Here is a 22,796-nt window from a genome sequence, read left to right as displayed (position 1 = left end):
CCCGTCCGCGATCGCCGCCTCGAACGGCATGCCGCAGACGGCGAGCACGCACGGCGCCGAAGGCACGGTCTACATCCCGAACGCGACCCGGCCGCTGCCGCCGGCCCGCAGGTTGCGGTAGCGGGCCAGCGCCCACAACGGAAAATACCTGGCGTAGCCGTGGTAGCGCAGGTAGAACACGCGGGGAAGCCCGTGGCCGTGCTGCGGCTCGTCCCACAGGCCATCCGCGCGCTGGTGGTCGACGAGCCAGGCGATGCCGCGCGCGACGGCCCGCGTCTCGACGGCGCCCGCCGCCATCAGGCCCAGCAGCGCCCACGCCGTCTGCGATGCCGTCGACGGCGCCCACGCGTGGCCCGCGTAGTCGAGCCGGTAGCTGTCGCCGCCTTCGCCCCAGCCGCCGTCCGGATTCTGCACGTAGGCGAGCCAGCGGGCGGCGCGCGCGACCGGTGGCGCCTCTGGCGGCAGGCCGGCCGCCGCGAGGGCGCATAGCGCGCACCATGTGCCGTAGACATAGTTCACGCCCCAGCGTCCGTACCAGCTGCCATTCGCTTCCTGGCGACGCAGCAGCCAACCGAGCGCCCGCGGCCGGCGCGCGGCGCCGCGCGCAGGCGCCGGGCCCGAGCTGGGCCAGCATCGACAGGCAGCGCGCGGACACGTCGGCCGTCGGCGGATCCAGCAGCGCGCCGTGGTCGGCAAACGGGATGTGGTTCAGGTAGTAGTGGGTGTTGTCGGCCTCGAACGCGCCCCAGCCGCCGCCCCTGCCCTGCATGCCGACGATCCACTCGCGGGCGCGGGCGACGGCGTCCGCGTACTGGTCCGGCAGCGGCCACGGTTCGAGGTGCGCGGCCCGGTGCATGGCCATCGCGACGACCGCCGTGTCGTCGACGTCGGGATAGCAGGCGTTTTCGTACTGGAACGCCCAGCCGCCGGGGCGCACGTCCGGCCGGCGTGCGGCCCAGTCGCCCGACCGGTCGAGGATCTGCAGCGGCAGCAGCCAGTCGAGGCCACGGCGTGCGGCAGACAATGCGGCCGGCGTGCCCGCTTCCAGCAGTGCGTGGCACATCAGCGCCGTGTCCCACACGGGCGACAGGCACGGCTGGCAATAGGCCTCGGCGCCGCGGTCGACGAGCAGCCGGTCGATGGCGCGGCGCGCGGCGGACGCCTCGGGCGCGTCCGGCGGCAAGCCGAGCACGTCCAGCATCTGCACGGCATTGACCATCGCGGGAAAGATGGCGCCCAGGCCATGCTCGCCGTTCAGGCGCGCGCGCACGAACGCGGCCGCCTGTTCCACCGCCTCGCCGGCGCAGGCGCGCGGGCAGACGCGGCGCCAGCAGCCGCACCTGCGACTCCAGCGTGCGGAACAGCGCGAACACATGCGGTCCTGGTGCGGCGCGCGGCGCCAGCCCGAGGTTCTCCGGCGGCGCGAGGAACAACTCGCCGACGCCCACACCAAGGGGATTGCGCGCCCGCGGCCGCAGCGCGCCCAGCACAAGCAGCGGCGTCAGCACGGTGCGGGTCCAGTACGAGACCTTGGACAGGTGGAACGGCGACCAGCGGCAGCAGCGCGATCTCGACCGGCATCACGGGCACCGCCGACCACGGCATCTCGCCGAACAGCGCGAGCAGCATGCGCGTGAACACATTGCTGCGCTCGGCACCGCCGTGCTCCAGGATCGCAGTGCGTGCCCGCGCCATGCGGCGCGTCGGGCGGATCGCCGGTCATCTTCAGCGCGAATACGACTTGACGCTTGCGCTCGGGTCGAAGGCGCCGCCGTGGAACAGCGGCCAGCCCCCGTGCTCGCCCTGGCGGCGGCGCAGATACGTTCCGATCTTGCGTTCCAGGTCCTTGTTCGGCGTCTCGCCAAGATAGTGCACCAGCAACACGTATTCGGCGGGAATGGTGACGTCCGCTTCCAGTTCGTAGACCCAGTGGCCGTCGCCGCGCTGGTGGCCAGTACCGCCGCGAGCGCCGCGTCGATGGCCGGCTCCAGCCGCGCGCGCTTGCCGATGGTGCGTTCCGCTCGACGGCGCCGGCCGGCGCCGTGGACCGGAATGACGAGTCGTGCATGGCGTCCCCCGTGGCTACAGCAGCGCGTGCCGCACCAGAATGCCGACCTTGGCCAGCCGGCCCAGCCGGACCGGCGTGCGCGGCCGGCTCCACCCGCGCGCCGCGAGCCGCTCGAGCAGCGCCGCGTAGACGGCCCCCATCAGGCGCGGCGCCCGTCCAGGGCTGCCCCGGTGGCGGCGCAGCACGAAGTCGGACGCAGCGAAATGCCGGCGCGCCTGCGCGGCGAGGTCCGCGCACGCACGGGGCAGCGCCGGATGCGCGGCGATGTCGTCCGCGCCGGCGGCGCACACGCGCGGCTCGACCCCGGCCGCGAGCAGCAGTTCGCGCGGCACGTAGGCACGGCCGATGGCGGCGTCTTCATCGATGTCGCGCAGGATGTTCGTCAGCTGCAGCGCGCGGCCCAGGTGGTGGGCAAGCAGGATGCCGTCGTCCGCCGGCAGGCCGAACACGCGCACGGACAGGCGCCCCACGGCGGCGGCCACGCGGTCGCAGTACAGGTCGAGCGTGTCGGCCGGCGGCGCGCAGATGGGCCGGTCCTGCGCATCCATCAGCATGCCGTCGATCACCGCATGGAAGTCGGCGCGCGCGAGGCCGTACGCGGCGATGTGCGGCGCCAGCGCGCGCAGGCGCGGGGATCCGCCGGCGTCATACGCGGCGTCGACGTCGGCGCGCCACCGCTCCAGCGCCGCGCGGCGTTCACGGGGCGGCGCCGCGCCGTCGGCGATGTCGTCGACGGCGCGGCAGAATGCATAGATGCCGAACATCGCGGCCCGGCGCGGCGCCGGCAGCACGCGCATGGCCAGGCCGAACGAACTGGCCGGCGTGTGGTCCGGCACGGTGAGCGCATCCGTCTCGGGAAGCATGGGGCACCTCTCGCTAACTACTGTTCGCTACGAGCAAAGGAGCATCGGCACGATATCGCTGACGGATGGCGCCCGCGATGCCGGCCGCGTCGAGCCCTGCGGCACCCAGCAGCGCGGCGGGGTCGCCGTGCTCGATGAACAGGTCCGGCAGGCCCAGCATCAACAGCGGGCGCTGGAGGCCGGCCGCGGCCAGCGCCTCCGCGACGGCCGCGCCCGCGCCGCCCATGACGGCGCCCTCCTCCACCGTCACGAGTTGCGCATGGTCGCGCGCCAGTGCCGCCACGAGGTCCGCGTCGAGCGGCTTCACGAACCGCATGTTGGCGACCGTCGCGCCCAGTTCCGCGCCCGCCTCGAGGCTCGGCGCCAGCATCGGGCCGAAGGCAAGGATCGCGATGCCGGCCCCGTGCCGGCGCACCTCGCCGCGGCCGAACGGAATGGTGTCCAGCTCGGCCGCCGGCACGATCCCGGGACCCGGTCCGCGCGGATAACGCACGGCCGCCGGCCCCGGATGGCGGTAGGCGGTCGTCAGCATGCGCCGGCACTCGGCCTCGTCGGACGCGGCCATCAAGACCATGTTCGGCACGCAGCGCAGGTAGGCGATATCGTAGTTGCCCGCATGGGTGGCGCCGTCCGCGCCGACGAGGCCGGCGCGGTCGAGCGCGAACGTCACGTCGAGGTTCTGCCGCGCGACGTCGTGGATCAACTGGTCGTAGGCACGTTGCAAGAAGGTGGAATAGATGGCGACGACGGGCTTCATGCCTTCGACGGCGAGGCCGCCCGCAAACGTCAGCGCGTGCTGCTCCGCGATGCCGACGTCCACGTAGCGGTCGGGGAAGCGCCGGGCGAAGCGCACGAGGCCGGACCCTTCGCGCATGGCGGGCGTAATGCCGACGAGGCGCGGGTCGTGCGCGGCCATGTCGCACAGCCAGTCGCCGAACACGTCCGTGTACGCCGGCCGGCCGCGGGCGCCGTCCGGCACGCCCTGCGCGGGGTCGAAGCGCCCGGTGCCGTGGTACAGCGTGGGCGCGGCCTCCGCGCGCGCATAGCCCTTCCCCTTGCGCGTGACGACGTGCAGCACCTGCAGACCCGGACGCCCCCGGGCGGCCGCCAGCGCGGGGATCAGCGCGTCGAGATCATGGCCGTCCACCGGGCCGGCATACGCGCAGCCGAGCGCCTCGAACAGCGATGCGCCGGGGCGCACGCGGCCGGCGGCAAGATCGGACAGATGCCGGTCCAGCGCGCCCACGGCGGGCGAAATGGACATGCCGTTGTGGTTGACGACGACGAGCAGGCGCAGCGACGGATCGACGCCGGCGTTGTTCAACGCCTCGAACGCCATGCCGGCGGACAGCGCGCCGTCGCCGCAGACGGCCACGGCATGGCGGTCGTCGCCCTGCAGCTTCGCGGCCAGCGCCATGCCGAGCGCGGCGGACAATGCCGTCGACGAATGCGCCGTGCCGAAGCAGTCGTGCACGCTCTCGCAGCGGCGCGGGAAGCCCGAGAGGCCGCCCGCCTGGCGCAGGGTGTGCATCTGCGCGCGCCGGCCCGTCAACACCTTGTGGCCATAGCTCTGGTGGCCAACGTCCCACACGATGCGGTCGCGCGGCGTGGCGAACACATAGTGCAGCGCGATCGTCAGTTCCACCGTCCCCAGGTTCGACGCGAGATGGCCGCCGGTGCGCGCCACCGTGTCGAGCAGGAAGCGGCGCAACTGGCGCGCCAGCGTCTCCAGGCGCGCGCGGGGTAGCGCACGCAAGGCGGCGGGGTCGTTGATTGCCTCGAGCAGGTCCATGCGGTCCTCCATGCGGCGTGCGACAGGCACCGCAGGCGACCCATTCTAGAACATCCTGGCCATCCGTTCAGGTATTCGCTTCAACCGTGCGCCAGCCTCTTCGGAGATATGGTACGCACGAAAAATCCCGGCAGAAATCAGCCTTTGTGGCGGATCGCATCGAGCACGACGGCCAGTGCGCGCGACGCGTGGCGGCGGCTCGGATAGTACGCATGCAGGCCGGGGAATTTGGGGCAGGAGTCCGCCATCACGCTGACGAGGCGGCCGGCCCGCAGGTGCGGTACCGCCACGTCTTCGGTCATGTAGGCGAGGCCGCAGCCGGACAGCGCCGCGTTCAGCATCTGGTACACGCCGTTGAACGTGTAGCGTCCGCGCACGCGCACGTCGACGGCTGCGCCGCGATCGAGCATCTCCCACGCGTAGACGCCGCCGCCGGCGAGGCGCAGGCGGATGCATTCGTGCTTCATGAGGTCGTCGATGGACGCGGGCACGGGACGGTGCGCGAAGTACTCGGGTGCGCCGACGATCATCGTCTGCGTGTCGGGCGTGAGGCGCACGGCGATCATGTCCTTCTCGACCTGGTCGCCCCAGCGCACGCCGATGTCGTAGCGTTCGGCCGCCACGTCCACCATGCGGTATTCGGAACTGATCTCCAGGTGGATGTCCGGGTACTGCGGCAGCACGGCGGCCAGGCGCGGCCACAGCACGTTGTCGATGACGTGGTCCGTGGCCGTGATGCGGACGGTGCCGGCGGGCCGGTCACCGAGCTCGCTGACGGCGGCGATCTCCGCGTCGATCTCTTCCAGCCGCGGCGCCACGTTCTGCAACAGCCGTTCGCCGGCCTCGGTGGGCGACACGCTGCGCGTCGTGCGCGTCAGCAGCCGCACGCCCAGTCTCGCTTCCAGCGCGCGGATGGTATGGCTAAGCGCGGACTGCGTCATGCCGAGCTTGACGGCCGCGCGCGTAAAACTGCGTTCGCGCGCGACCGCGAGGAAGACGAGGATGTCGCTGAGATTATCGCGTGCCATGCCGTGATTCTAAGCTTGAATCAGGCGCGCGCGGCCTTGCGGGCCAGCGCCGCGGCGATGACGAGCAGCAGCGCGGCCAACCCGAACGTCGCGCGGAAGCCCCAGGCGTCGAACAGCACGCCGCCCAACGTGGCGCCGAGGGCGAGCGCCAGCTGGACGACGGCCACGATCAGGCCCCCGCCCGCCTCCGCGTCGTCCGGCAAGGTGCGCGCGAGCCACGTCCACCAGCCTACCGGTGCCGCCGTCGCGACGAGGCCCCACACGGCAAGCAGCATCGCGACGATGGGCGTCGACCCGCCGAATGCCACCAGCGCGCCGGCCAGCACGGCCATCACGAGCGGGATGACGGCCAGCGTGCGGTACAGGTGGTTGTCGAGGACCGCGCCGATGCACGTCGTGCCGATGAAGCCCGCGATGCCGATCGCCAGCAGCATGCCGGTCAGCGTCGTCGCGCTCACGTGCGTGACCGTTTCGAGGAACGGCCGCAGATACGTGAACAGCGCGAACTGCCCCATGAAGAACAGGCTGACGCCCGCCATGCCGTACGCGACGGCCGGGCGCTTCAGCAGCGCGAACACGCTGCCGGATGTCGCGTCCGATGCCGCGGGCAAGGCGGGCAGGCTCACGAACTTCCACGCGAATGCCAGCGCCGCGACAGGCACGATCGCGAAGAACGCGCCGCGCCAGCCGACCAGCGCGCCGAGGAAGCTGCCGGCGGGCGCCGCGACCACGGTCGCCAGCGCGTTGCCGCCGTTGACGATGGCCAGCGCGCGCGGCACGAGGTGGTCCGGCACGAGCCGCATCGCGGTCGCCGCCGACATCGACCAGAATCCGCCGATCGCCACGCCGATGCACGCCCGCCCCGCCATGAACACGGCGTAGTTCGGCGCGAACGCGGCGATGGTGCCGGACACGATCATCATCAGCGTGAGGCCGAGCAGCAGCACCTTACGGTCGAGGCGTCCGGCCAGGCGCGCCACGCACAGGCTCGTCACGAGGGCGAACGCGCCGGACACGCCTATCGCCTGCCCCGCCTGGCCTTCGCTGATGCGCAGGTCCGACGCGATGGGACTGAGCAGGCTGACCGGCATGAACTCGGACGCGACGAGCGCGAACGCGGCCAGGGCCAGCGCGAACACGGCGCCCCATGCGGCTTGCGCGTCCTGCGCGACGCCGTTCGGGAGCGATGAGACTTGTGGCTGCATCAGGCGGCCAGCGTCGCGTTGTCGATCACGAAGCGGTACTTCACGTCGCCCTTGAGCATGCGTTCGTATGCGGCGTTGATCTCGTCGGCGCGGATCATCTCGATGTCCGCGACGATGCCGTGCCGCGCGCAGAAGTCCAGCATCTCCTGCGTTTCCGCGATCCCGCCGATCATCGAGCCGGCCAGCGCGCGGCGCTTCATGATCAGGTTGAACACCTGCGGCGACGGGTGCGGCGTCGCGGGCGCGCCGACCAGCACCATCGTGCCGTCGCGCTTCAGGAGGTTCAGGCAGGCGTCCAGGTCGTGCGGCGCGGCGACCGTGTTGACGATCAGGTCCAGGCTGTTCGCCCGCGCGGCCATCGCATCGGCATCGCGCGACACGACCACCTCGTGCGCGCCCAGCGCCTCGGCATCCGCGCGCTTCGATTCGGACGTCGTGAAGGCGACGACGTGCGCGCCCATCGCGCGGGCCAGCTTGATGCCCATGTGGCCCAGGCCGCCGATGCCGACGACGCCCACGGTCTTGCCCGGGCCCGCGTTCCAGTGGCGCAGCGGCGAGTACGTCGTGATGCCGGCGCACAGCAGCGGCGCGACCGCGGCGAGCTGCGCTTCGGGGTGGCGCACGCGCAGCACGTAGCGCTCGTGCACGACGATGCGCTCGGAATAGCCGCCCAGCGTGTGGCCGGGTGCGTCCGCGGTCGGGCCGTTGTACGTGCCGACCATGCCGTCGCAATAGTTTTCGAGGCCCTCCTCGCAGTCCGCGCAGTGCCGGCAACTGTCGACCATGCAGCCGACGCCCACCAGGTCACCTTCCCGGAAAGCCTTCACGTGGGCGCCAACGGCGGAGACCCTGCCGACGATCTCGTGGCCCGGCACGCACGGATACAGGGTGCCGGCCCACTCGGCCTTCACCGTGTGCAGGTCGGAGTGGCACACGCCGCAATAGGCGATCTCGATCTGCACGTCGTGCGGACCCGGCGCGCGGCGGGCGATGTCCAGGGATTCGAGCGGTTTGTCGGCGGCATGGGCGCCATAGGCCTTGACGGTCATGGATGATCCTTTCGTAAGGTTGTCGTTTGCATCGCAGGACGACGATGGTAACGGCAAACCTGCCGCGCGGGACCGGCGGGGATTGCTTGACCTTATGAATGGGATTCATGAATCCGCAGCGGAATCATGTCCACCTCGTCATGAAAGATCTTCCCGGCGGGGTGCCGGCGCCGGCAGCAGCCCCAGCATGCCCTTCAGCGCGTACAGGACCACCAGCGCGCCCAGCATGTCGCCGGCCGCCATGACGGCGAAACCCTGCGCCAGGTGGACGTGGTCGCCATGCATCCAGAACCACAGGTGGTGCATCAGCGGGCTGGCCACGCCGAACAGCGGCACGAGCAGCAGCAGGCGGCGCGACGTCAGGTTGGCCAGCGACGCCTGCATGCCCAGCACCCGCAACGCGAACAGGTACACCAGGTAGGGCGCGAGCGCCGAGCTGATGCCGCCGGCGAAGGAGCGCACGGGATCGTCCGGATACAGGTGGAAGAAGCATTCGCACCACGACCCCACCAGGACGCCGACCGCGCCGGGCAAGCCCAGCAGCAACGGGCACAGCAGCCGTGCGCCCGCCGGCAGGTAGATCCAGCCGACTCCGCGCATGAACTCGACGTTGGGGAACACCCAGTCCTGCAACCGCGCCAGCAGCAGGTAGAACACCACCGAGCCGACGACGCTCGCGCAGGCGACGCGGGCGCGGTCGGACACGCCCGGTCCAGCGTGGTTACCAGGAGTTAAAGGGGATGACATGAGGGTTTGTAGGTGATGGAGTTCGCGTGGCTATCGCATTATAATCTGCCCATGAGCAAATCGACCCGTCCCGCCGACATCTATCTGCGCTTTCTGCAACTCGCGGAAGCCTTGCGCGGGCTGCCGTCCCTGCCCTCGCTCGACCCGCTGGAAGAACGCATCCTCGGCACCGTCGCGCGCGCCATGCAGGACGGCGAGCGCCTGTGCGTGCGCGACATGATGGCCAAGAAGGAACTCGGAGCGCCAGCCACCGTCCACAGCCGCCTGACGTCGATGCGCGAGAAGGGCTGGATCATGCTGACCGATACCGAGGACACGAGGCGCAAGCAGGTGACGCTCACGCAGGCGGCGCTGGCGCACTTCGACAAGCTGTCGAAGTGCATGGTCAAGGCTGTCGAGAAGACGGGTTGAGGAAGGCCACCAGCGCACTGCTACACTAGCGGCATGACGCTTGCCTTCCTGTCCCGGCACCGGCGTTTGCTGGTCCTGTGCGTGTGTTCCGCGGCAGCGCACCTCGCACTGCTGCAGTTGCTCGCCGCGCGCGGTCGCGGAGCGTTCCCGGCCACGCCGGTGGCGGCTGAAAGCAGACTCAGCGTAAGGCTCGCGCCGCCTGCTCCGGTCCCCGTCCTGGCCGCGCCGACTTCCCCGTCCCCGGCGACACCGGCAGCCGTCGCAGCACCGGCACGCCCGCGACCCGCGCAGCGGTCGGCAGCCACGCCCGTGCCACCACCCGCCGACGCGCAACGTCCAGCCCCGGATGCGCCGGGCACCGTATCCGCCGCGCCGTCCGACACCGGGCCGCCGCTGCTGCAGATGCCGGGCCGTTACCGCGTCCGCCTGCCCGCCCCGGTCCAGCTCACCTACGACCTCGTGCGCCAGCCGGCGGGCGGCGTCCCGGCGCCGGCCGGCCCGACGCGCCTGACCTGGCGCACGGATGGCGACCGTTATGTGCTCGACATGGACGGCGTCCTTGGACGCCTGCACAGCGAGGGCGCGAGCGGCGACGCCGGCATCGCGCCGCGGCTTGCACGCGAGGACGGCGACGCCGGTCCACTGCTGACGGAATTCGATGCGGACGGCCACCGCGTGCTGTTCCGCGCAACCGGCGCCGAAAGTCCGGACAACGTCGGTATCCAGGACCGCGCATCGGTGCTGATGCAGCTCGCCGGCATCGGCCTTGCGGAACCGGACCAGGTCCGCGACACGCTCGACGTCGTCGTGGCCGGCGCGCGCGACCTGCGCATCGCGCGGTTCAAGGTGCTGGGCCGGGAAGATGTCGCGACTGGCATCGGTACGCTCGCGGCCTGGCATCTCGCGGAACTCGCCGCTCCCGGCATGGCACGGCTGGACATCTGGCTCGCGCCGGAGCGAAACTGGCTGCCCGTGCGCCTGCGCGTGGAAGATGCGGGCGGAAGCGCCACGCAAACGCTGTCGGCGCTGGACTCCGCCCCCGCGCTGCCGTAACGCGGCTCAGTCGCGCACGCGCCGCCAGCCGGCCTTGCGTGCGGCTTGCGCCGTGGCGGCCGGCAGATCGAACGGCGTGTTCTTGCCGTCCGCAGTCGTCGCGATCAGCTTCAGCGCGCCGTTCGGCAGCCGCACGATGATGAAGCCGACGGCCGCCGACGTGTTCGACAGGGCGCGGCCCACGATGGGCTGGTTGCTGGAATCGACCAGCAACGGCTGCGCCGTGCAGACGTCGAGCTGGTACAGATTGCTCGTACCGCCGACCGAACAGGCGGACGACGACGTCGGCATGTTGGCCACCACGTTGAGCGTGCCGGAAACGACTTTCGGGTCCAGGTTGACGCGCTCGCCGCTGTTCTGGTCCAGGTCCATGTACCAGCCCGCCTGGGTCCCCCAGTTGACGGTCGTGCCACTGATGGCGTATGTGTCGCCGCCGCCGGCCGTGCTTTTCGACAGGCGCATCCGGGCCATCTTCGCGGCCGTGCGCCAGTCCACGGCCGGAATGCCCGCACCGGTGTCCTTCAGCACGTAGACGCTCTGCGTGTCGGTATTCGCGATGTCCGGCAGGTCCAGCAACCGCCCGGTCCCGTACACGACCATCGTGCGCACGGCCGTCGTCGCGTTGCCCTGCGCATCCGTGCCGTTCGCACGGCATTGCGTGATTTCCGGCCGCGTCGTCACGGGCTGCGTGCTGCCCGCATCCGCCATCTGCACGACCACGGGCGCGCCGCCGGCGGTGTAGTCGAAGCGGTACATCCTGCCCTGGTTGTCGCCCCCGTACACATAGGTCACGAGCGGATCCGTCAGCGGATTCGCGGTAATGGCCGTGATGCGGGCAAAGCCGGAAGGCGTCGTGGTGTCGCCGTTGGCCGTACTGGCCTTGTTCAGTACCTGGCCCGTGGCGGCGTCGACCACGTACAGGTAGCCCGCGCCGTTGCCGCCGTTTACGCCGTCGGTGCCGGGAACGTTGTTGTAGCCGGACGTGAGGAACACGGCCCAGTGCTCGGTCCCGCCGCTGTCCTTCCACGTGCCGAACTGCGGGTTGCCGAAGGTGAGACCGATGTCGGCGTCATATGCGGTACCGCTGCACACCGCGGGATCGGCGCATAATTCCCACAAGGCACGCGGATGCGCGGGATCGGTGACGTCCAGCGCGTAGTAGCCGCGGCCGCCCGCGTTCAGGCCGGCCACCAGCACGGCGCGCCATGTGCCGTCGATCTTGACGTCGGCCACCTCGGGCGCGCCGTCCGTCGTGAACTGGTGGTTGGTGCCGTAGGTCGTGCCGGCCTGCAGGTACAGCTTCTTCATCGTGATGCGCGGCGCGTAGGCCCACAGTTCGGAGCCAGACGCCGCATCGAAGGCGTGCAGCATCCCATCGTTCGCGGCCACGAACACGGTCGGGGAGCGCGTCGCGTTGGCGGCCTTGTAATCGGCATAGCCCGCGATGGAATAGCCCTTGCGCGGATCGCGCAGGTAGGCCGGTTTCGAAGAAGCGATGTCGCCCAGCACGATCGGGATCGTCGTCGTCAGGCCGGGCGGGTTGTGGTCGGTGCGCGAGTACGCGCGCAGGACCGTCCCGTCCGCGTACTGCTGCTGCCCGCGCAGCCAGTCGACGATGCTGGCGCCGGCGTTGACGGTGGCGCGGTCGGTCGCCGACAGGCTGGCGCACTGGGCCAGCGCCGCGCACTTGTTGTCGAACCACGCTTTCTCGGTCGCCGTCAGGTTCGCGTACGTGAACGACTTGAGGCCGCCGTTCACCGTATCCTGCATCCAGATCGTGCGCGAGTCGCTGCTGTCTCCGACGAGGCGGCCGACCGTGTCCGACGACGTCCACGCGGCCGTCGTCGAGACCGCGCCGGTAATCGGATCGATCTTGCGGTCCGACAGTTCGCCGTACCAGCGCACGGTCGTGAACGTGGACGAGAAGATGTCGTTGTCCTGCTGCGAGATGTTCGGCGTGGACGTCGCGGCCGCCGACGCCGCCCCGATGCGCACCTGGATCGCCGACAGCGCCGAGGACAGGCCCTGGACGACCTGGGTCGGATCGGACGCGCTGAAATAGTGGCCGTGGCCATTGATGGCGGCATGCCACAGGTCGTCCACGCGCGACTGGTAGGCGGCCGAGCCGCTGGAATCGCTCGTCTTCGGATCCGGCCAGACGTACGCGCCGTTGCCGTTCCACGGGCAGCCGGTCGCCGCGCCGGTAATCAGGTTGTAGAAATCGCCGCCCGGCACCGGCGCCGAATCGTACTTCGGCTCGTAGTTCATGACGCCGTCCACGCCCAGGCCGAGCGCATAGGTATTCATGTGCAGGCGGCTGTTTTCTCCCGCCTGCGCGGGTACGAGACCCGGTTTCGTCCAGTCTTCCAGCGCCGAGCGCAGCGACGACGATACCGTGTTCGAACCGCCGTTGTACCAGTACAGCGCGACGTCGGCCAGCGTGTTGTAGCTCTGGGCGCTCGGATCGTAGCAGCCGGTGCCGCGCGTGCAGAAGCGCGCCGTGCTTTCGACGTTGTCGTTGTTGACGACCGTGGACGCGGCCCCGCCGTTCCAGTATCCGTCGGTCGTGATGAACGTGAAGTTCTGCTGGCACGGGTACTGCACCACTTCCGATCCGGCCGCGGCCACGTAGGGACTCAGGTTGGCGTACATCTTGCCGATCGCGTGCAGCGCGGGGCGCAGCGGCGTCGACTGGCTGCCGTCCATCGCGTACAGGGTCGAGTACCAGGTCGTGCGCGCGTCGCCCGTGAATTGCTGGGGCGCCGTCATCGTGCCCTCGGCCGCGGCGGCGGACAGCGCGACGATGCCGACGTTGTAGTTCGACGTCAACGCCTGGAACGCGAGACCGACGGCGGTTTTCATCATCTGGTTGCGCGTCTTGTAGTAGGCATACCAGTTGGCGAAGTTCGTCATCTCCTCGTCGTACGTGCAGGTGTCGCCGGCGCAGTCGGTGCGGCCGGCCGCCTTCGGATAGCTCGTCACGGTGGGCACGATGTCCGTGCGCACGAATACGGCCGCCCCGCTGCCCAGCGGTGTCGTCGTTACCGGCATCGTGTCGTACACGGCGGGCACGGGCGCCGACGCCGGCGTCAGCGCGAAGCTGATGTCGCCGCCGTTGTTGGTGAGCGCCCCCATCGTGATCGCGGCACCGCCCGCGCTGGCGCCCGTGTCGGCCACGCAGACGGTGGCGGCGCTCTTGCCCGCGCAGGCCGTCGTGACGGCGTTACCGCCGGCGTACGCCGTGATGGTGCCCTGCGTGCCGATCGCACCCGCGATGGCCGAAGCGACCGCCGTATTGCTCGCTCTCTTGCCGAACGTGAGGTCGGATGCGATGATGGTCTTGCTGCCCAGTTTGGTGCCGCCGGCAAGCACGGTGCGGCCGCTGGCGTTCTTGCTATTGCTGGCCGTGCCGGACACCGTGATGAGGGCCGTTGCCGGCTGCGCGGCCTGGACGATGGCCGCCGGCGCGTCCACCGTGATGGCCCAGCCGGAACGGCTGCTGTCCGTCAGGACCGAGCAGACGCCCATGGATTTGCCGCTCGTGCCGCTGGCGCAGTCGATCGGGATCACGGCCACGACGTTGTCGGTGCCGAGCGTGATGCCGTAGGTCGAGCAGGCCGGCACGCCGTAGCCCGACGCCGGCGTGCGCACGCAGGCGAGGTACTGGTTCGTCAGCCCCGTCTTCGCGATGATCGACGCGGCGAGCGCGGTCGCTACCGTCTGCTGCTTGCCGACCGTATTCGTGCCCGACGCGGCAGTCACCGCGTTGTTCGTGATGACGACGTTGCCCCCCGACTCGGCGACCGACACGCCATTGATCGTGATGGCACCGTTCGAGGCCGACGTGCCGATCGTGATCGTGCCATACGCGGCGACCACGCCGCCGTTCGGATTCGAGAAACGCGGGTATTTGAAGTTGCCGACGTATTTCGCCTGGCAGTTGGTGAGCGCGGTGCTGTCGCACCAGCGCACCCTGGCAGGGAACGGATAACCGTTGGGTGCCGGTGCGCCCACTGCGGTCGTCACGCACGTCGTCAGCGCGGCGGTCGTGCAGTACTCGGCAACGTTGATCGTATAGTAGTAGGGGTTGGTCGTGTACGCCTTCGCGGTATAGCGCACATCGTTCGGATACGTGTACGTGGCCGAGTTGTAGACGCAATTGGCACTGTTCGAGTCGCACCAGCGCAGGTCGGGGAATCCGGTCGCGAGGTTCGTGCTGGCGGCGCTGTTCCCCAGCAGGTCGCGTCGGTTTACGCCGAAGCCGTCCGTCGTCACGGACGTCCAGTCGCTGGTTGCGCTGCGCGTCATCGATGTGTACGAGGTGCCGTCCGCGCGCACCGGCGGCGTGTAGCGCACCTTCGGGTCGTAGTACTGGCGGTTGAAGTCCGCGCTGTTGAATGGCGGGTGCCCGACCGTGCAGCCGCGGGTCCCGCCCGTCATCAGCGCGCGCGAGCGGCACGTCGTGCTGTCGTCGATATAGTCCGGCGTGAAGGCGCTCGCCATCGAGCCCGAGTTATCGTACAGCAGCATCAGGTTCGGCTTGACGTTACCGGTGCCGTCGACGTTGAGGAGCGGAAGCTGGGCAATGCTGGTCACGGCCGCGCCGGCGGTGCCGGCCAGCGTCAGGGCAACGAAGCCCAGGATGACGAGGAGTTTATTCATGATGGTAGGTCAGGCGCCGATCAGGACGATCATCTGGTTGGTCACGTTGGCTCCGCGGCCGCCGGTGATGCGTGCCGTGATCACGTAATGCAGCTGGGGCGTACCCGCATACGACGGCGCGTCGGAGGCCAGGCTGTCGCCCATCGCCACCGTGCTGCCCGCCGTCGCCGTATTGGCGGCCGTCTGCATGCAGCGGTTCGTGCCGCTGTACGCGCCGGCCGACGCGCACAGGCGGTGGATCACGTATTCGATGCTCGTGCCGTCGTCGCCGGTGATGGTGCGGCTGCCGTTCCAGAATGCGGCGTCGCGCGCCTGGCTGGCGGCGTCCCACGTGGCCACGTAGCCGCTGGCCGCGTCGTCCTGGTTCAGCGCCGCCTTGTTGGTCTGCGCGGTCTGGCTCAGCCAGGCAAACGCCGTGTGCAAGCCCAGGTCGGCTTCGCGGCTCAGGGTGGTGTCGTAGGCGAGATTGCCGGTCGTGAGCGCGGTGGAGTTGACGGAGCGGAGCAGGTACACGCTCCCCAGCAGCATCACGGCGAGGATGATCAGCACGACAGGCAGCGCCATGCCGTGGGCCCGCAGGTTCGGCCGCGTTCTCATGGATTCGGCCTCCATCCCGCATTGCGCAGCGTGGCCACGGTCTCGAACACGCGGTAGCGGTAGCAGCGCCAGTCGAGCGGATCGCCGGTCACGGCGACGTTCACCGTAATGGGCACGCCGGCCACGCCGGCAGGCGCGGCGCTCGAGAATACGACCGGTTGCGCCGTCGTGGTCGTGCAGGCCGCGCCGGCGGCAGGGTGCTCGACGGCCTTGCTGCGCGCGACGACGGCCAGGCGCACGGCGGCGATGTGTTGCCAGTCGCCCGCGTCGCCCACCGTGCCCGAACCGTCCGCATCGATCATCGTGGCCGTCCAGCGGTTCACCTGCAGGCCGTTCTGCGGCAGGAACGCGCTCCCCGTGCGGGTGTCGATGCCGTACTGGGCCTTGATGGAGACGATGTCCTCGGCCACGGTCGACGGCTGCCCCGCCGCGTCCACCGGCGCCGCCGCCTGCAGCTGCAGGTAGCCGTCCGCCACTGACCACGAGCGAAACGCCAGGTTCCCGGCCGGGCCGAGGTCGAACACGCGCGCGGCGTAGCCCTTGAACGTGGCCGTCGACGTGTTGTCGTTGAAGCGCATGCCGCCGCCGGACGCCAGCAGGACGCGCGTGGCCGTCTGGTCGTTGTCGGAACGCTGGACGAGACGGCAGTCGGCACCCGGCTGCTCGGGCGCGACGACGAGCACGTCGCCCTGGCTGAAACCGTACACGATGCGGTCCACGTCGAGCTGCGTGGCGCCGGCTGCCGCGTCGCTGGTCAGACGCAGCGTGGGCGTGCCGCCGACCGACGTGCCGGCATAGAACGAGATCCGGTCCGCGTCCGCACCGTGCGACTCGATCACGACGGGCGCAAGCGGCGTCACGGTCGCCGTGCCGCGCGGCGCGGGCGCCAGCTCGTATCCCGCCGTGTCGCTGAACTGCGTGTTGCAGCCGGCGATGATGGGATCGTTGAGGCCATAACCGGCATTACCCGCGTCGTTAGCGAGCGAGAACAGCGCGACCATCCCGTTCTGCATTTCGTCCGAGCCCCCCAGCGCGGTGCGGCGCGTCTGTTCGGCGCCCCCCACCATGCGCAGCGCAAACAGGAGTGCCAGCAGGCCGATGGCCACGCTGACCATCAGCTCGACGAGCGAGAAGCCCCCTGCCCGGCGCGATGGCGCGCGCATCATGTCGCCGCCGCCAGGTAGGACACGACCCGGTGCGCGTTCTGTGCCGCCCCCGTCTTGCGGGTCCAGGAAATCGTGATCGCCACGCGCGTGCGCCCGGCCGCGGGCGTCACGGCGATCACCACCTGCGCATTCGGGATACGCGCACGCGTGTCGTCGTACCACGGCTGCAGGCGCGCGTTCGGCGTCGCGCCCGCGGCCAGCGCGTACGCGCCCGCGTTCGGCAGGTCGACGGCCATCATGCCGAGCAGCCGGTCGGCCGCGATGGTCGCCTCGGCGCGCATGCCGGTGTCGGCCAGGGCGCCCATCGACCGCGCCTGCATGCCGACGACGCCGAGCAGGCCGACCGCCAGCAACACGGCGGCGACGATGGATTCGATCAGGGCCATGCCCTGCTGGCGGCGTGCGATCATGGCGGGCACCCGCGGACGTCGTGCGCCGGCGCCGCCGGGTCGCAGATGGACGCGATGCCGGCCAGCGTCAACACGACGGCCAGCGGGGCGAAGGCGTGCGCGCGCGTGAGCGACGGCGCCATGTCGATCCGCGCGAGATACGGCGCGACGGCCGTATCGACCCAGCCCAGCGGCGTGAAATAGACTTCGGTGGCGCCGGACGGGCTCACGGCCTGCGCGAGGTCGCTCTCGCCCGGCATGGCCTGGGCGCTACGTGCGATCGAGCGGAAGACGGGGTTCGGATCGGGATCGCCGTCCGCCGCGGCGGCGGTCGACCAGCCGCCCGTCACGTCGTTGCACGGCGTGCCCGACGTCGGGAAGCAGATGTCGACGCGCCAGTCCATCTTGCCGTTGGCGGCGTTTTCGGTCAGCACGAGCCGGCTGTGGCTGTTGTGCGCGATCGCCGCGTTGCGCGCGAGCGTGAAGCCGTCCTGGTAAAACACGGCGGCCGCCAGCGCCTTGCGGCCCAGCAGCCAGTCCGACATGGACGGCAAGCCGACCGCGAGCACGATGCCCATGATGGCGACGACCACCGCGGCCTCGATCAACGTGAAGCCGCGCGCCGCCGGCGGGAGCGTCACTGGGTGCACTGGCCACCCTTGCGGTCGATCCAGCACGACGTGCTCGTACCCCACCCGGTCGGCGCGGCCGTCGTCGCGCGGTTGCCGTTCTGGTCGACCGTGTAGACGAAGCCCGCCACCGGACCGGCACCGGTCGCCGTCACGGTGTACGCGGACGCGGTCGCGCCGCTCAGCGCGAACGTGAAGCTGCTACTGTTCGGCGGTAGCCGGTCGAAGCCGGCGTACGTGTGGGGACTGCCGTTGTTCCAGTAATCCTCGGCGGCGATCTGCACACTGCCGAGGCCCGAGAACGCTTCGGTCAGGCGCGCCCGTATCACGTAGTCGCGATAGGTCGGGACGGCGATGGCGCTGAGGATGCCGACGATTGCGACGACGACGAGGATCTCGATCAGCGTGAAGCCGCGTTCGCGCCGGGTGGTCAGGGAACGTGTTTTCATAAACATTGGGTGAAAGTTTCCGCGCGTCAATATTAGCGCAACCTCGCGAAATGTGGTCGTAAAAACGCGACGAAACCATGCTTTTTGGACGGGAACGAGACAGTTTTCTGGCCCCGAATGCTCGAAATTACGAATGTTTTAACAGCATTTATCAGATCCACAAGCTTGCCTGCAACGGTGCCATCCAGGTGGTAGGATAGTGTCCTCTCGACAACAACCCGACGCATGGACTACCTCGACATCCTGTTGCGCCTGACGGTCTCGGTCCTCGTCGGCGGCCTGATCGGCCTGGACCGCAACCTGCACGGCAAGCCCACCGGCATCCGCACCCTGGGACTCGTATGCCTGGGCGCCTGCGTGCTGACCCTCGCCGGCGCCAATTTCCTCACGGGCGACGGCCAGGCCGATCCTTCCGCCGTCAGCCGCGTGATCCAGGGACTGGTGACGGGCATCGGCTTCCTCGGCTCGGGCGTGATCATCCGCGACAACGGCAGCGACCGCGTGCGCGGCCTCACGACCGCCGCGTCGATCTGGATCACCGCGATCCTCGGCATCCTGTGCGGCATGGGCTCGTGGCAGATCGCCGCGATCGCCCTCGTCCTCGTGTTCGTCCTGTTCGTGTGCGGCAAGCCCATCGAGCGGGCGTTGCACCGGCGCTGGCTGGACAAGCCGGAACAGGAGAAGCAGGCGATCCGCCTGCATGAGGAGTGAGCGTCAGGACGCCGGCGGCACCACCGGCAGCTTGATCGTGAAGACGGTGCCGACATCCGGCTTCGACGCCACGTCGATACGCCCGCCGTGCTTGTTGACGATGCTGTACGACAGCGACAGGCCGAGGCCCGTCCCGCTGCCCACCGGCTTGGTGGTGAAGAACGGTTCGAAGATGCGTTTCAGGTTGTCCGGCGGGATGCCGCAGCCGTTGTCGCTGATTTTCACCCACACCCAGCCCTCGCTCGCCCCGGTGGCGATCGTGATCACGCCCTTGCTATTGATGGCCTGGGCGGCATTCACGAGCAGGTTCATGAACACCTGGTTCAGCTGCGAGGCCAGGCACTTGATTTCCGGGAGCTTGCCGTAGTGCTTCTCGACCGTCGCCTTGTACTTGATCTCGTTGGCGACGATGTTGAGCGTCGTGTCCAGGCCCGCGTGCACGTCCGCGTACTGCCAGTCGTTCTGGCCGACGTGCGAAAAATCCTTCAGCGCCTGGACGATGTCCTTCACGCGCTTCAGGCCGTCCATCGACTCGCTCACGAGGTCGGCGATGTCGTCCTTCAGGTAGCCGAGGTCCGCCTCGCGGTTGATCGCCTCGATCTGCGCCGTCAGCGCCGAGCCGGGCGCCGCCTTCTGCACCGCCTCGCCGTACGCGTCCACCACGTTCAGCAGCGTGTCCACGTAGTGCCCCAACGTCCCCATATTGGAGTTGACGAAGCCGATCGGGTTGTTGATCTCGTGCGCGACGCCGGCCGCCAGCTGGCCGATCGACGCCATCTTTTCCGACTGCAGGAGTTGCTCGTGCGCCTCGCTCAGGCGGGCGATCAGCTGCTGCTGCTTCTGCTCCATGTTCTTGCGCGAGGTGATGTCCGTCAGCGAGCCGATGACTTCCACCGGCGTGCCGTGCTCGTCGCGGATCAGGCGCAGGCGGTCGTGCATCCACACGAACTCGCCGCTCGCGGTGCGGAACCGGTATTCGTACGTGCGCTCGCCTTCCACGAACAGCTGGGCCAGGCTGGAAAAGATGCCCGGCGCGTCGTCCGGGTGGAGATGGTCGAACCAGAAGTTCGGATCGGCCAGCATCTCTTCCGGCCGGTAGCCGAGGACCTTGTAGGCATTGTTGCTCACGAACGTCATCTTGAAGTCGCCGCTGGGCACGGTGGCGTAGATGATCGCCGGCGTATTGTCGATCAGGTATTGCAGCCGGACCAGGGGCGACGCGGCTTCGGCCGGCGCGGGGCTCGACGATAGCGATTCGAAAACTTCAAATTCCATGGCGATGGCTCGGCATATTTACGGAAATTCCATTATCCGGAGGAAACGCCGAGCGTGGGGGCTTTCTTGAAACTCTTGCATGCAAGAGTTTCGGTCGCTATCGCCTGATTACAACAGTCGGCCTTACTGCGCCTGGGTGTCCAGCGTCACCTGCGCCCCTTCGAGCCCATCGGCGCTGGCCGTCAGGGTCAGCTTGCCCGCTTGGCCCGCCTTCGTCTTCACGATGGCCAGCGCCAGGCCGTTGAAGGCCTTGCGCGCCGGCGACTGGAACGCTTCCAGGTCGGTCGCGTCGCCATTGTCCGTCGCGACGATCTCGCCCGGCCCGGACAGCTTGAAGGTGATGCGGTCATGCGAGCGCGGTACCTGACGGCCATCCTTGTCCGCGACCGTGACCGTCACGAACGACAAGTCCTTCCCGTCCGCGCGCAGCCTGGCACGGTCGGCCGACACGAGCAGCTTCGCGGGCGCGCCCGTCGTCGCGACGGTGTCTTCGGCCCAGCGCTTGCCCTTCTTGTACACGACCGCTTTCAAGGTGCCGGGCTGGTAGACGACGTCGTCCCAGCGCAGGCGGTAGTCGCGCGGGCCGCGCTTCTTGCGGCCCAGCGATTTGCCGTTCAGGAACAGCTCCGCCTCGTCGCCCGACGTGTACAAATGCACCGGCGTCACCTGGCCCACGCGCTCCGGCCAGTTCCAGTGCGGCAGCAGGTGCGCCATCGGCAGCTCCGGGCGCCAGCGGGCCTGGTACAAGTAGAAGCGGTCCTTCTTGAAGCCGGCCAGGTCGATGATGCCGAAGTACGAGCTGCGCGACGGCATCGCGATCTTCTTCAGCGTCGCCAGTTCCTGCGCGGCGCGCGCCTGCTGGGCGGGATCGGTGAAGTTCAGCAGGTTCGTCGTGTCGTCGTTGTACGGCGTCGGCTCGCCCAGGTAGTCGAAGCCGGTCCACACGAATTCGCCCGCCACGAACGGATTGTCGTCCTGCCCCTTGAATTCGACGTCGGGCGACGTCGCCCACGGCGGCGCCGTCAGGTCGTAGCTGCTGACCTGGAAATTGGCGGCGCCTTTCGATTTGTCGTCGCTGACCGGGAAGAAGTATTCGCCGCGCGAGCTGATCGTCGACGCGGTCTCGCTGCCGTAGATCGGCAGGTAGGGCGCGGACGCATGCATCTTGCCGTACTCGCCCGGCTTGTAGTTGTAGCCGAAGATGTCGACCACGTTCTGGAACCCGTTGTAGCCGGAATCCGTGTGGTTGTATGCGGACGTGATCGGGCGCGTGCGGTCCTCGCCGCGCGCGATCTCGGCCAGGTGCGCGGCCAGCTTCCAGCCTTCCGGCTTGCCCTGCTCCGGGATCTCGTTGCCGGTGCTCCAGGCGATCACGCTCGGGTGGTTGCGGTCGCGCCGGATCTGCGCGCGCAGGTCCTTCTCGTGCCATTCGTCGAACGACGTGTGGTAGTCGTTCGGCGTCTTCTTCTCGTGCCACATGTCGAACGCCTCGTCCAGCACGACAAAGCCCATGCGGTCGGCGAGGTCCAGCAGCTCCGGCGCCGGCGGGTTGTGGCTCGTGCGGATCGCGTTCGTGCCCATCTCGCGCAGCAGCTCGAGCTGGCGCTCGAGGGCGCGCTCGTTGATCGCACTGCCCAGCGCGCCCAGGTCGTGGTGCATGCACACGCCGTTCAGCGGCACGCGCTGGCCGTTCAGCAGGAAGCCCTTGTTCGCGTCGAACACGGCGCTGCGGATGCCGAACGGGGTCTCGACGACGTCCGTCACCTGGCCGTTTTCCGTGACGGTGGTGACGGCCACGTAGCGCTGCGGGCTCGTGATGCTCCACAGCTTCGGCTGCGGCACCGTCAGCGTCTGCGTGAGCTGGGCCTGGCGATCCGCCTCCACCTTGGTGACCTTCGTGGCCGCCTGGCGCGCGACCGGCGCGGCGCCGCGCTTGCCGGCCGCGTCGAGCGCGTAGATCTCGGTCGCGACCTGCACCTGCGCCGCGCGGCCGTTGCTTTCCACCGTCGTCTGCACGGAGACGGTGGCTTGCGCCTTCGAGACCTGCGGCGTCGTCACGAACGTCCCGTACTGGGCCACGTGCACGGGCGTCGTCTTGACGAGCCAGACGTGGCGGTAGATGCCGCCGCCCGGATACCAACGCGACGACTTCTCGGGATTGTCGAGCCGGATCGCCACGACGTTGTCGCTGCCCGGCTTCGCGTACGGCGTCAGGTCCACGCGCCACGACGCATAGCCGTACGGCCACCCGCCCACGTATTGACCGTTCACCCAGACCTTCGCGTGCGACATGGCGCCGTCGATGTCCAGGTAGACGCGGCGGCCCGCGTCGCCGGCCGGCAAGGTGAAGTGCTTGCGGTACCAGCCGACGCCCCACCACGGCAGCTTGCCCGTCTCGCCCGGGTATTCCTGCTTGAACGGCCCTTCGATGCCCCAGTCGTGCGGCAGGTCGAGCTTGCGCCACGCGGCGTCGTCGAAGGCCGGCTGGGAGGCGGCGTCCGGTGCCGCGCTGCCGGCCGGATCGCCTTTCGTGAAGCGCCAGCCGGCGTCGAACGACTGGCGTTCGCGGACGTCGGCCGCATGGGCGCCGCCGCACAGCATGGCGACGCCGAGGGCAACGATGGTGAGGGTACGGGGAAGAAGCGTCATGGTCTCGTCGTTATGGTTATGAGAAGGGAAACCCCAAGTATGAGCCAGCCTCC

18 protein-coding genes and 2 pseudogenes are annotated in these 22,796 nt (G+C 69.4%); 3 read left to right on the top strand and 17 right to left on the bottom strand.

Going from position 1 to position 22,796, the window contains the following annotated elements; translation table 11 throughout:
* Positions 1-69 precede the first annotated feature (69 nt).
* The 9 genes and pseudogenes from ACEN98_RS15695 to ACEN98_RS15655 all read right to left on the bottom strand — a co-directional run bounded on the left by ACEN98_RS15695 (position 70) and on the right by ACEN98_RS15655 (position 8,710).
* Positions 70-696: a prenyltransferase/squalene oxidase repeat-containing protein gene (locus tag ACEN98_RS15695; RefSeq protein ID WP_413385735.1), complete on the bottom strand. Its 627-nt coding sequence runs from the start codon at positions 694-696 to the stop codon at positions 70-72.
* Positions 674-1,375 (bottom strand): annotated as a pseudogene (locus tag ACEN98_RS15690) (squalene--hopene cyclase); the annotation flags it as partial. The gene ACEN98_RS15695 and the pseudogene ACEN98_RS15690, both read right to left, overlap by 23 nt.
* Positions 1,376-1,457: 82 nt before the next feature.
* Positions 1,458-1,899 (bottom strand): annotated as a pseudogene (locus ACEN98_RS15685) (squalene--hopene cyclase); the annotation flags it as partial.
* A 183-nt stretch (positions 1,900-2,082) separates the two neighbouring features.
* A complete protein-coding gene (gene hpnD / locus ACEN98_RS15680) occupies positions 2,083-2,931 on the bottom strand; it encodes a presqualene diphosphate synthase HpnD (protein WP_413385734.1) in 849 nt (282 codons plus the stop codon).
* Positions 2,932-2,944: 13 nt separating this feature from the next.
* Positions 2,945-4,723 (bottom strand): 1-deoxy-D-xylulose-5-phosphate synthase, encoded by a 1,779-nt coding sequence (dxs, locus tag ACEN98_RS15675; protein ID WP_413385733.1) that lies wholly within the window; start codon positions 4,721-4,723, stop codon positions 2,945-2,947.
* Positions 4,724-4,860: 137 nt separating this feature from the next.
* Positions 4,861-5,751, bottom strand: coding sequence for a LysR family transcriptional regulator (locus tag ACEN98_RS15670; protein ID WP_413385732.1), 891 nt, complete (start codon positions 5,749-5,751; stop codon positions 4,861-4,863).
* Positions 5,752-5,771: 20 nt separating this feature from the next.
* The gene (locus tag ACEN98_RS15665; RefSeq protein ID WP_413385731.1) at positions 5,772-6,956 is read right to left on the bottom strand and encodes an MFS transporter; all 1,185 of its coding nucleotides are present in this window, start codon (positions 6,954-6,956) and stop codon (positions 5,772-5,774) included.
* Positions 6,956-8,005, bottom strand: coding sequence for an NAD(P)-dependent alcohol dehydrogenase (locus tag ACEN98_RS15660; protein ID WP_413385730.1), 1,050 nt, complete (start codon positions 8,003-8,005; stop codon positions 6,956-6,958). Before ACEN98_RS15660 ends, ACEN98_RS15665 begins: the two co-directional genes overlap by 1 nt.
* 138 nt (positions 8,006-8,143) lie before the next feature.
* On the bottom strand, positions 8,144-8,710 hold the full coding sequence (locus ACEN98_RS15655; protein ID WP_413385729.1) for a hypothetical protein: 567 nt from the start codon (positions 8,708-8,710) through the stop codon (positions 8,144-8,146).
* 93 nt (positions 8,711-8,803) lie between these two features.
* Here ACEN98_RS15655 and ACEN98_RS15650 point away from each other — a divergent pair, with 93 nt between their 5' ends.
* Entirely contained in the window at positions 8,804-9,163 is a 360-nt protein-coding gene (locus ACEN98_RS15650) for a MarR family transcriptional regulator (RefSeq protein ID WP_075791842.1), read from the top strand.
* 33 nt (positions 9,164-9,196) lie between these two features.
* Entirely contained in the window at positions 9,197-10,216 is a 1,020-nt protein-coding gene (locus ACEN98_RS15645) for a DUF3108 domain-containing protein (RefSeq protein WP_413385728.1), read from the top strand.
* 6 nt (positions 10,217-10,222) lie between these two features.
* Here the strand turns inward: ACEN98_RS15645 and ACEN98_RS15640 are convergent, their stop codons facing one another.
* Genes ACEN98_RS15640 through ACEN98_RS15615 form a run of 6 tightly spaced genes read right to left on the bottom strand, consistent with a single transcriptional unit; the run spans position 10,223 to position 18,108 of the window.
* Positions 10,223-14,878 (bottom strand): pilus assembly protein, encoded by a 4,656-nt coding sequence (locus ACEN98_RS15640; protein ID WP_413385727.1) that lies wholly within the window; start codon positions 14,876-14,878, stop codon positions 10,223-10,225.
* Positions 14,879-14,887: 9 nt separating this feature from the next.
* A complete protein-coding gene (locus ACEN98_RS15635) occupies positions 14,888-15,475 on the bottom strand; it encodes a hypothetical protein (RefSeq protein WP_413343209.1) in 588 nt (195 codons plus the stop codon).
* Positions 15,472-16,641 carry a PilW family protein gene (locus ACEN98_RS15630; protein WP_413385726.1) on the bottom strand — a complete coding sequence of 390 codons (1,170 nt, stop codon included), beginning with the start codon at positions 16,639-16,641 and terminating at the stop codon, positions 15,472-15,474. Before ACEN98_RS15630 ends, ACEN98_RS15635 begins: the two co-directional genes overlap by 4 nt.
* On the bottom strand, positions 16,638-17,051 hold the full coding sequence (locus ACEN98_RS15625; protein WP_413385725.1) for a type IV pilus modification PilV family protein: 414 nt from the start codon (positions 17,049-17,051) through the stop codon (positions 16,638-16,640). The genes ACEN98_RS15630 and ACEN98_RS15625 overlap by 4 nt, the downstream gene beginning before the upstream one ends.
* Complete coding sequence (locus ACEN98_RS15620) at positions 17,048-17,671, bottom strand: Tfp pilus assembly protein FimT/FimU (protein ID WP_413385724.1); 624 nt, start codon at positions 17,669-17,671, stop codon at positions 17,048-17,050. Before ACEN98_RS15620 ends, ACEN98_RS15625 begins: the two co-directional genes overlap by 4 nt.
* The gene (locus ACEN98_RS15615) at positions 17,668-18,108 is read right to left on the bottom strand and encodes a type IV pilin protein (protein WP_413385723.1); all 441 of its coding nucleotides are present in this window, start codon (positions 18,106-18,108) and stop codon (positions 17,668-17,670) included. The genes ACEN98_RS15620 and ACEN98_RS15615 overlap by 4 nt, the downstream gene beginning before the upstream one ends.
* A gap of 225 nt (positions 18,109-18,333) precedes the next feature.
* Here ACEN98_RS15615 and ACEN98_RS15610 point away from each other — a divergent pair, with 225 nt between their 5' ends.
* Positions 18,334-18,819, top strand: a complete 486-nt coding sequence (locus ACEN98_RS15610; RefSeq protein ID WP_413385722.1) for an MgtC/SapB family protein — start codon at positions 18,334-18,336, stop codon at positions 18,817-18,819.
* A 3-nt stretch (positions 18,820-18,822) separates the two neighbouring features.
* Here ACEN98_RS15610 and ACEN98_RS15605 read toward each other — a convergent pair whose 3' ends face one another.
* Entirely contained in the window at positions 18,823-20,094 is a 1,272-nt protein-coding gene (locus ACEN98_RS15605) for an ATP-binding protein (protein ID WP_413385721.1), read from the bottom strand.
* A 123-nt stretch (positions 20,095-20,217) separates the two neighbouring features.
* A complete protein-coding gene (galB, locus tag ACEN98_RS15600; RefSeq protein ID WP_413385720.1) occupies positions 20,218-22,743 on the bottom strand; it encodes a beta-galactosidase GalB in 2,526 nt (841 codons plus the stop codon).
* Positions 22,744-22,796 lie beyond the last annotated feature (53 nt).

This window comes from Massilia sp. CT11-137 (assembly GCF_047302885.1).
Classification (GTDB): Bacteria; Pseudomonadota; Gammaproteobacteria; order Burkholderiales; family Burkholderiaceae_D; genus Telluria; species Telluria orientalis.
Note: the sequence above shows the minus strand (reverse complement) of the source record. Positions and strands in the feature narration are given on the sequence as shown.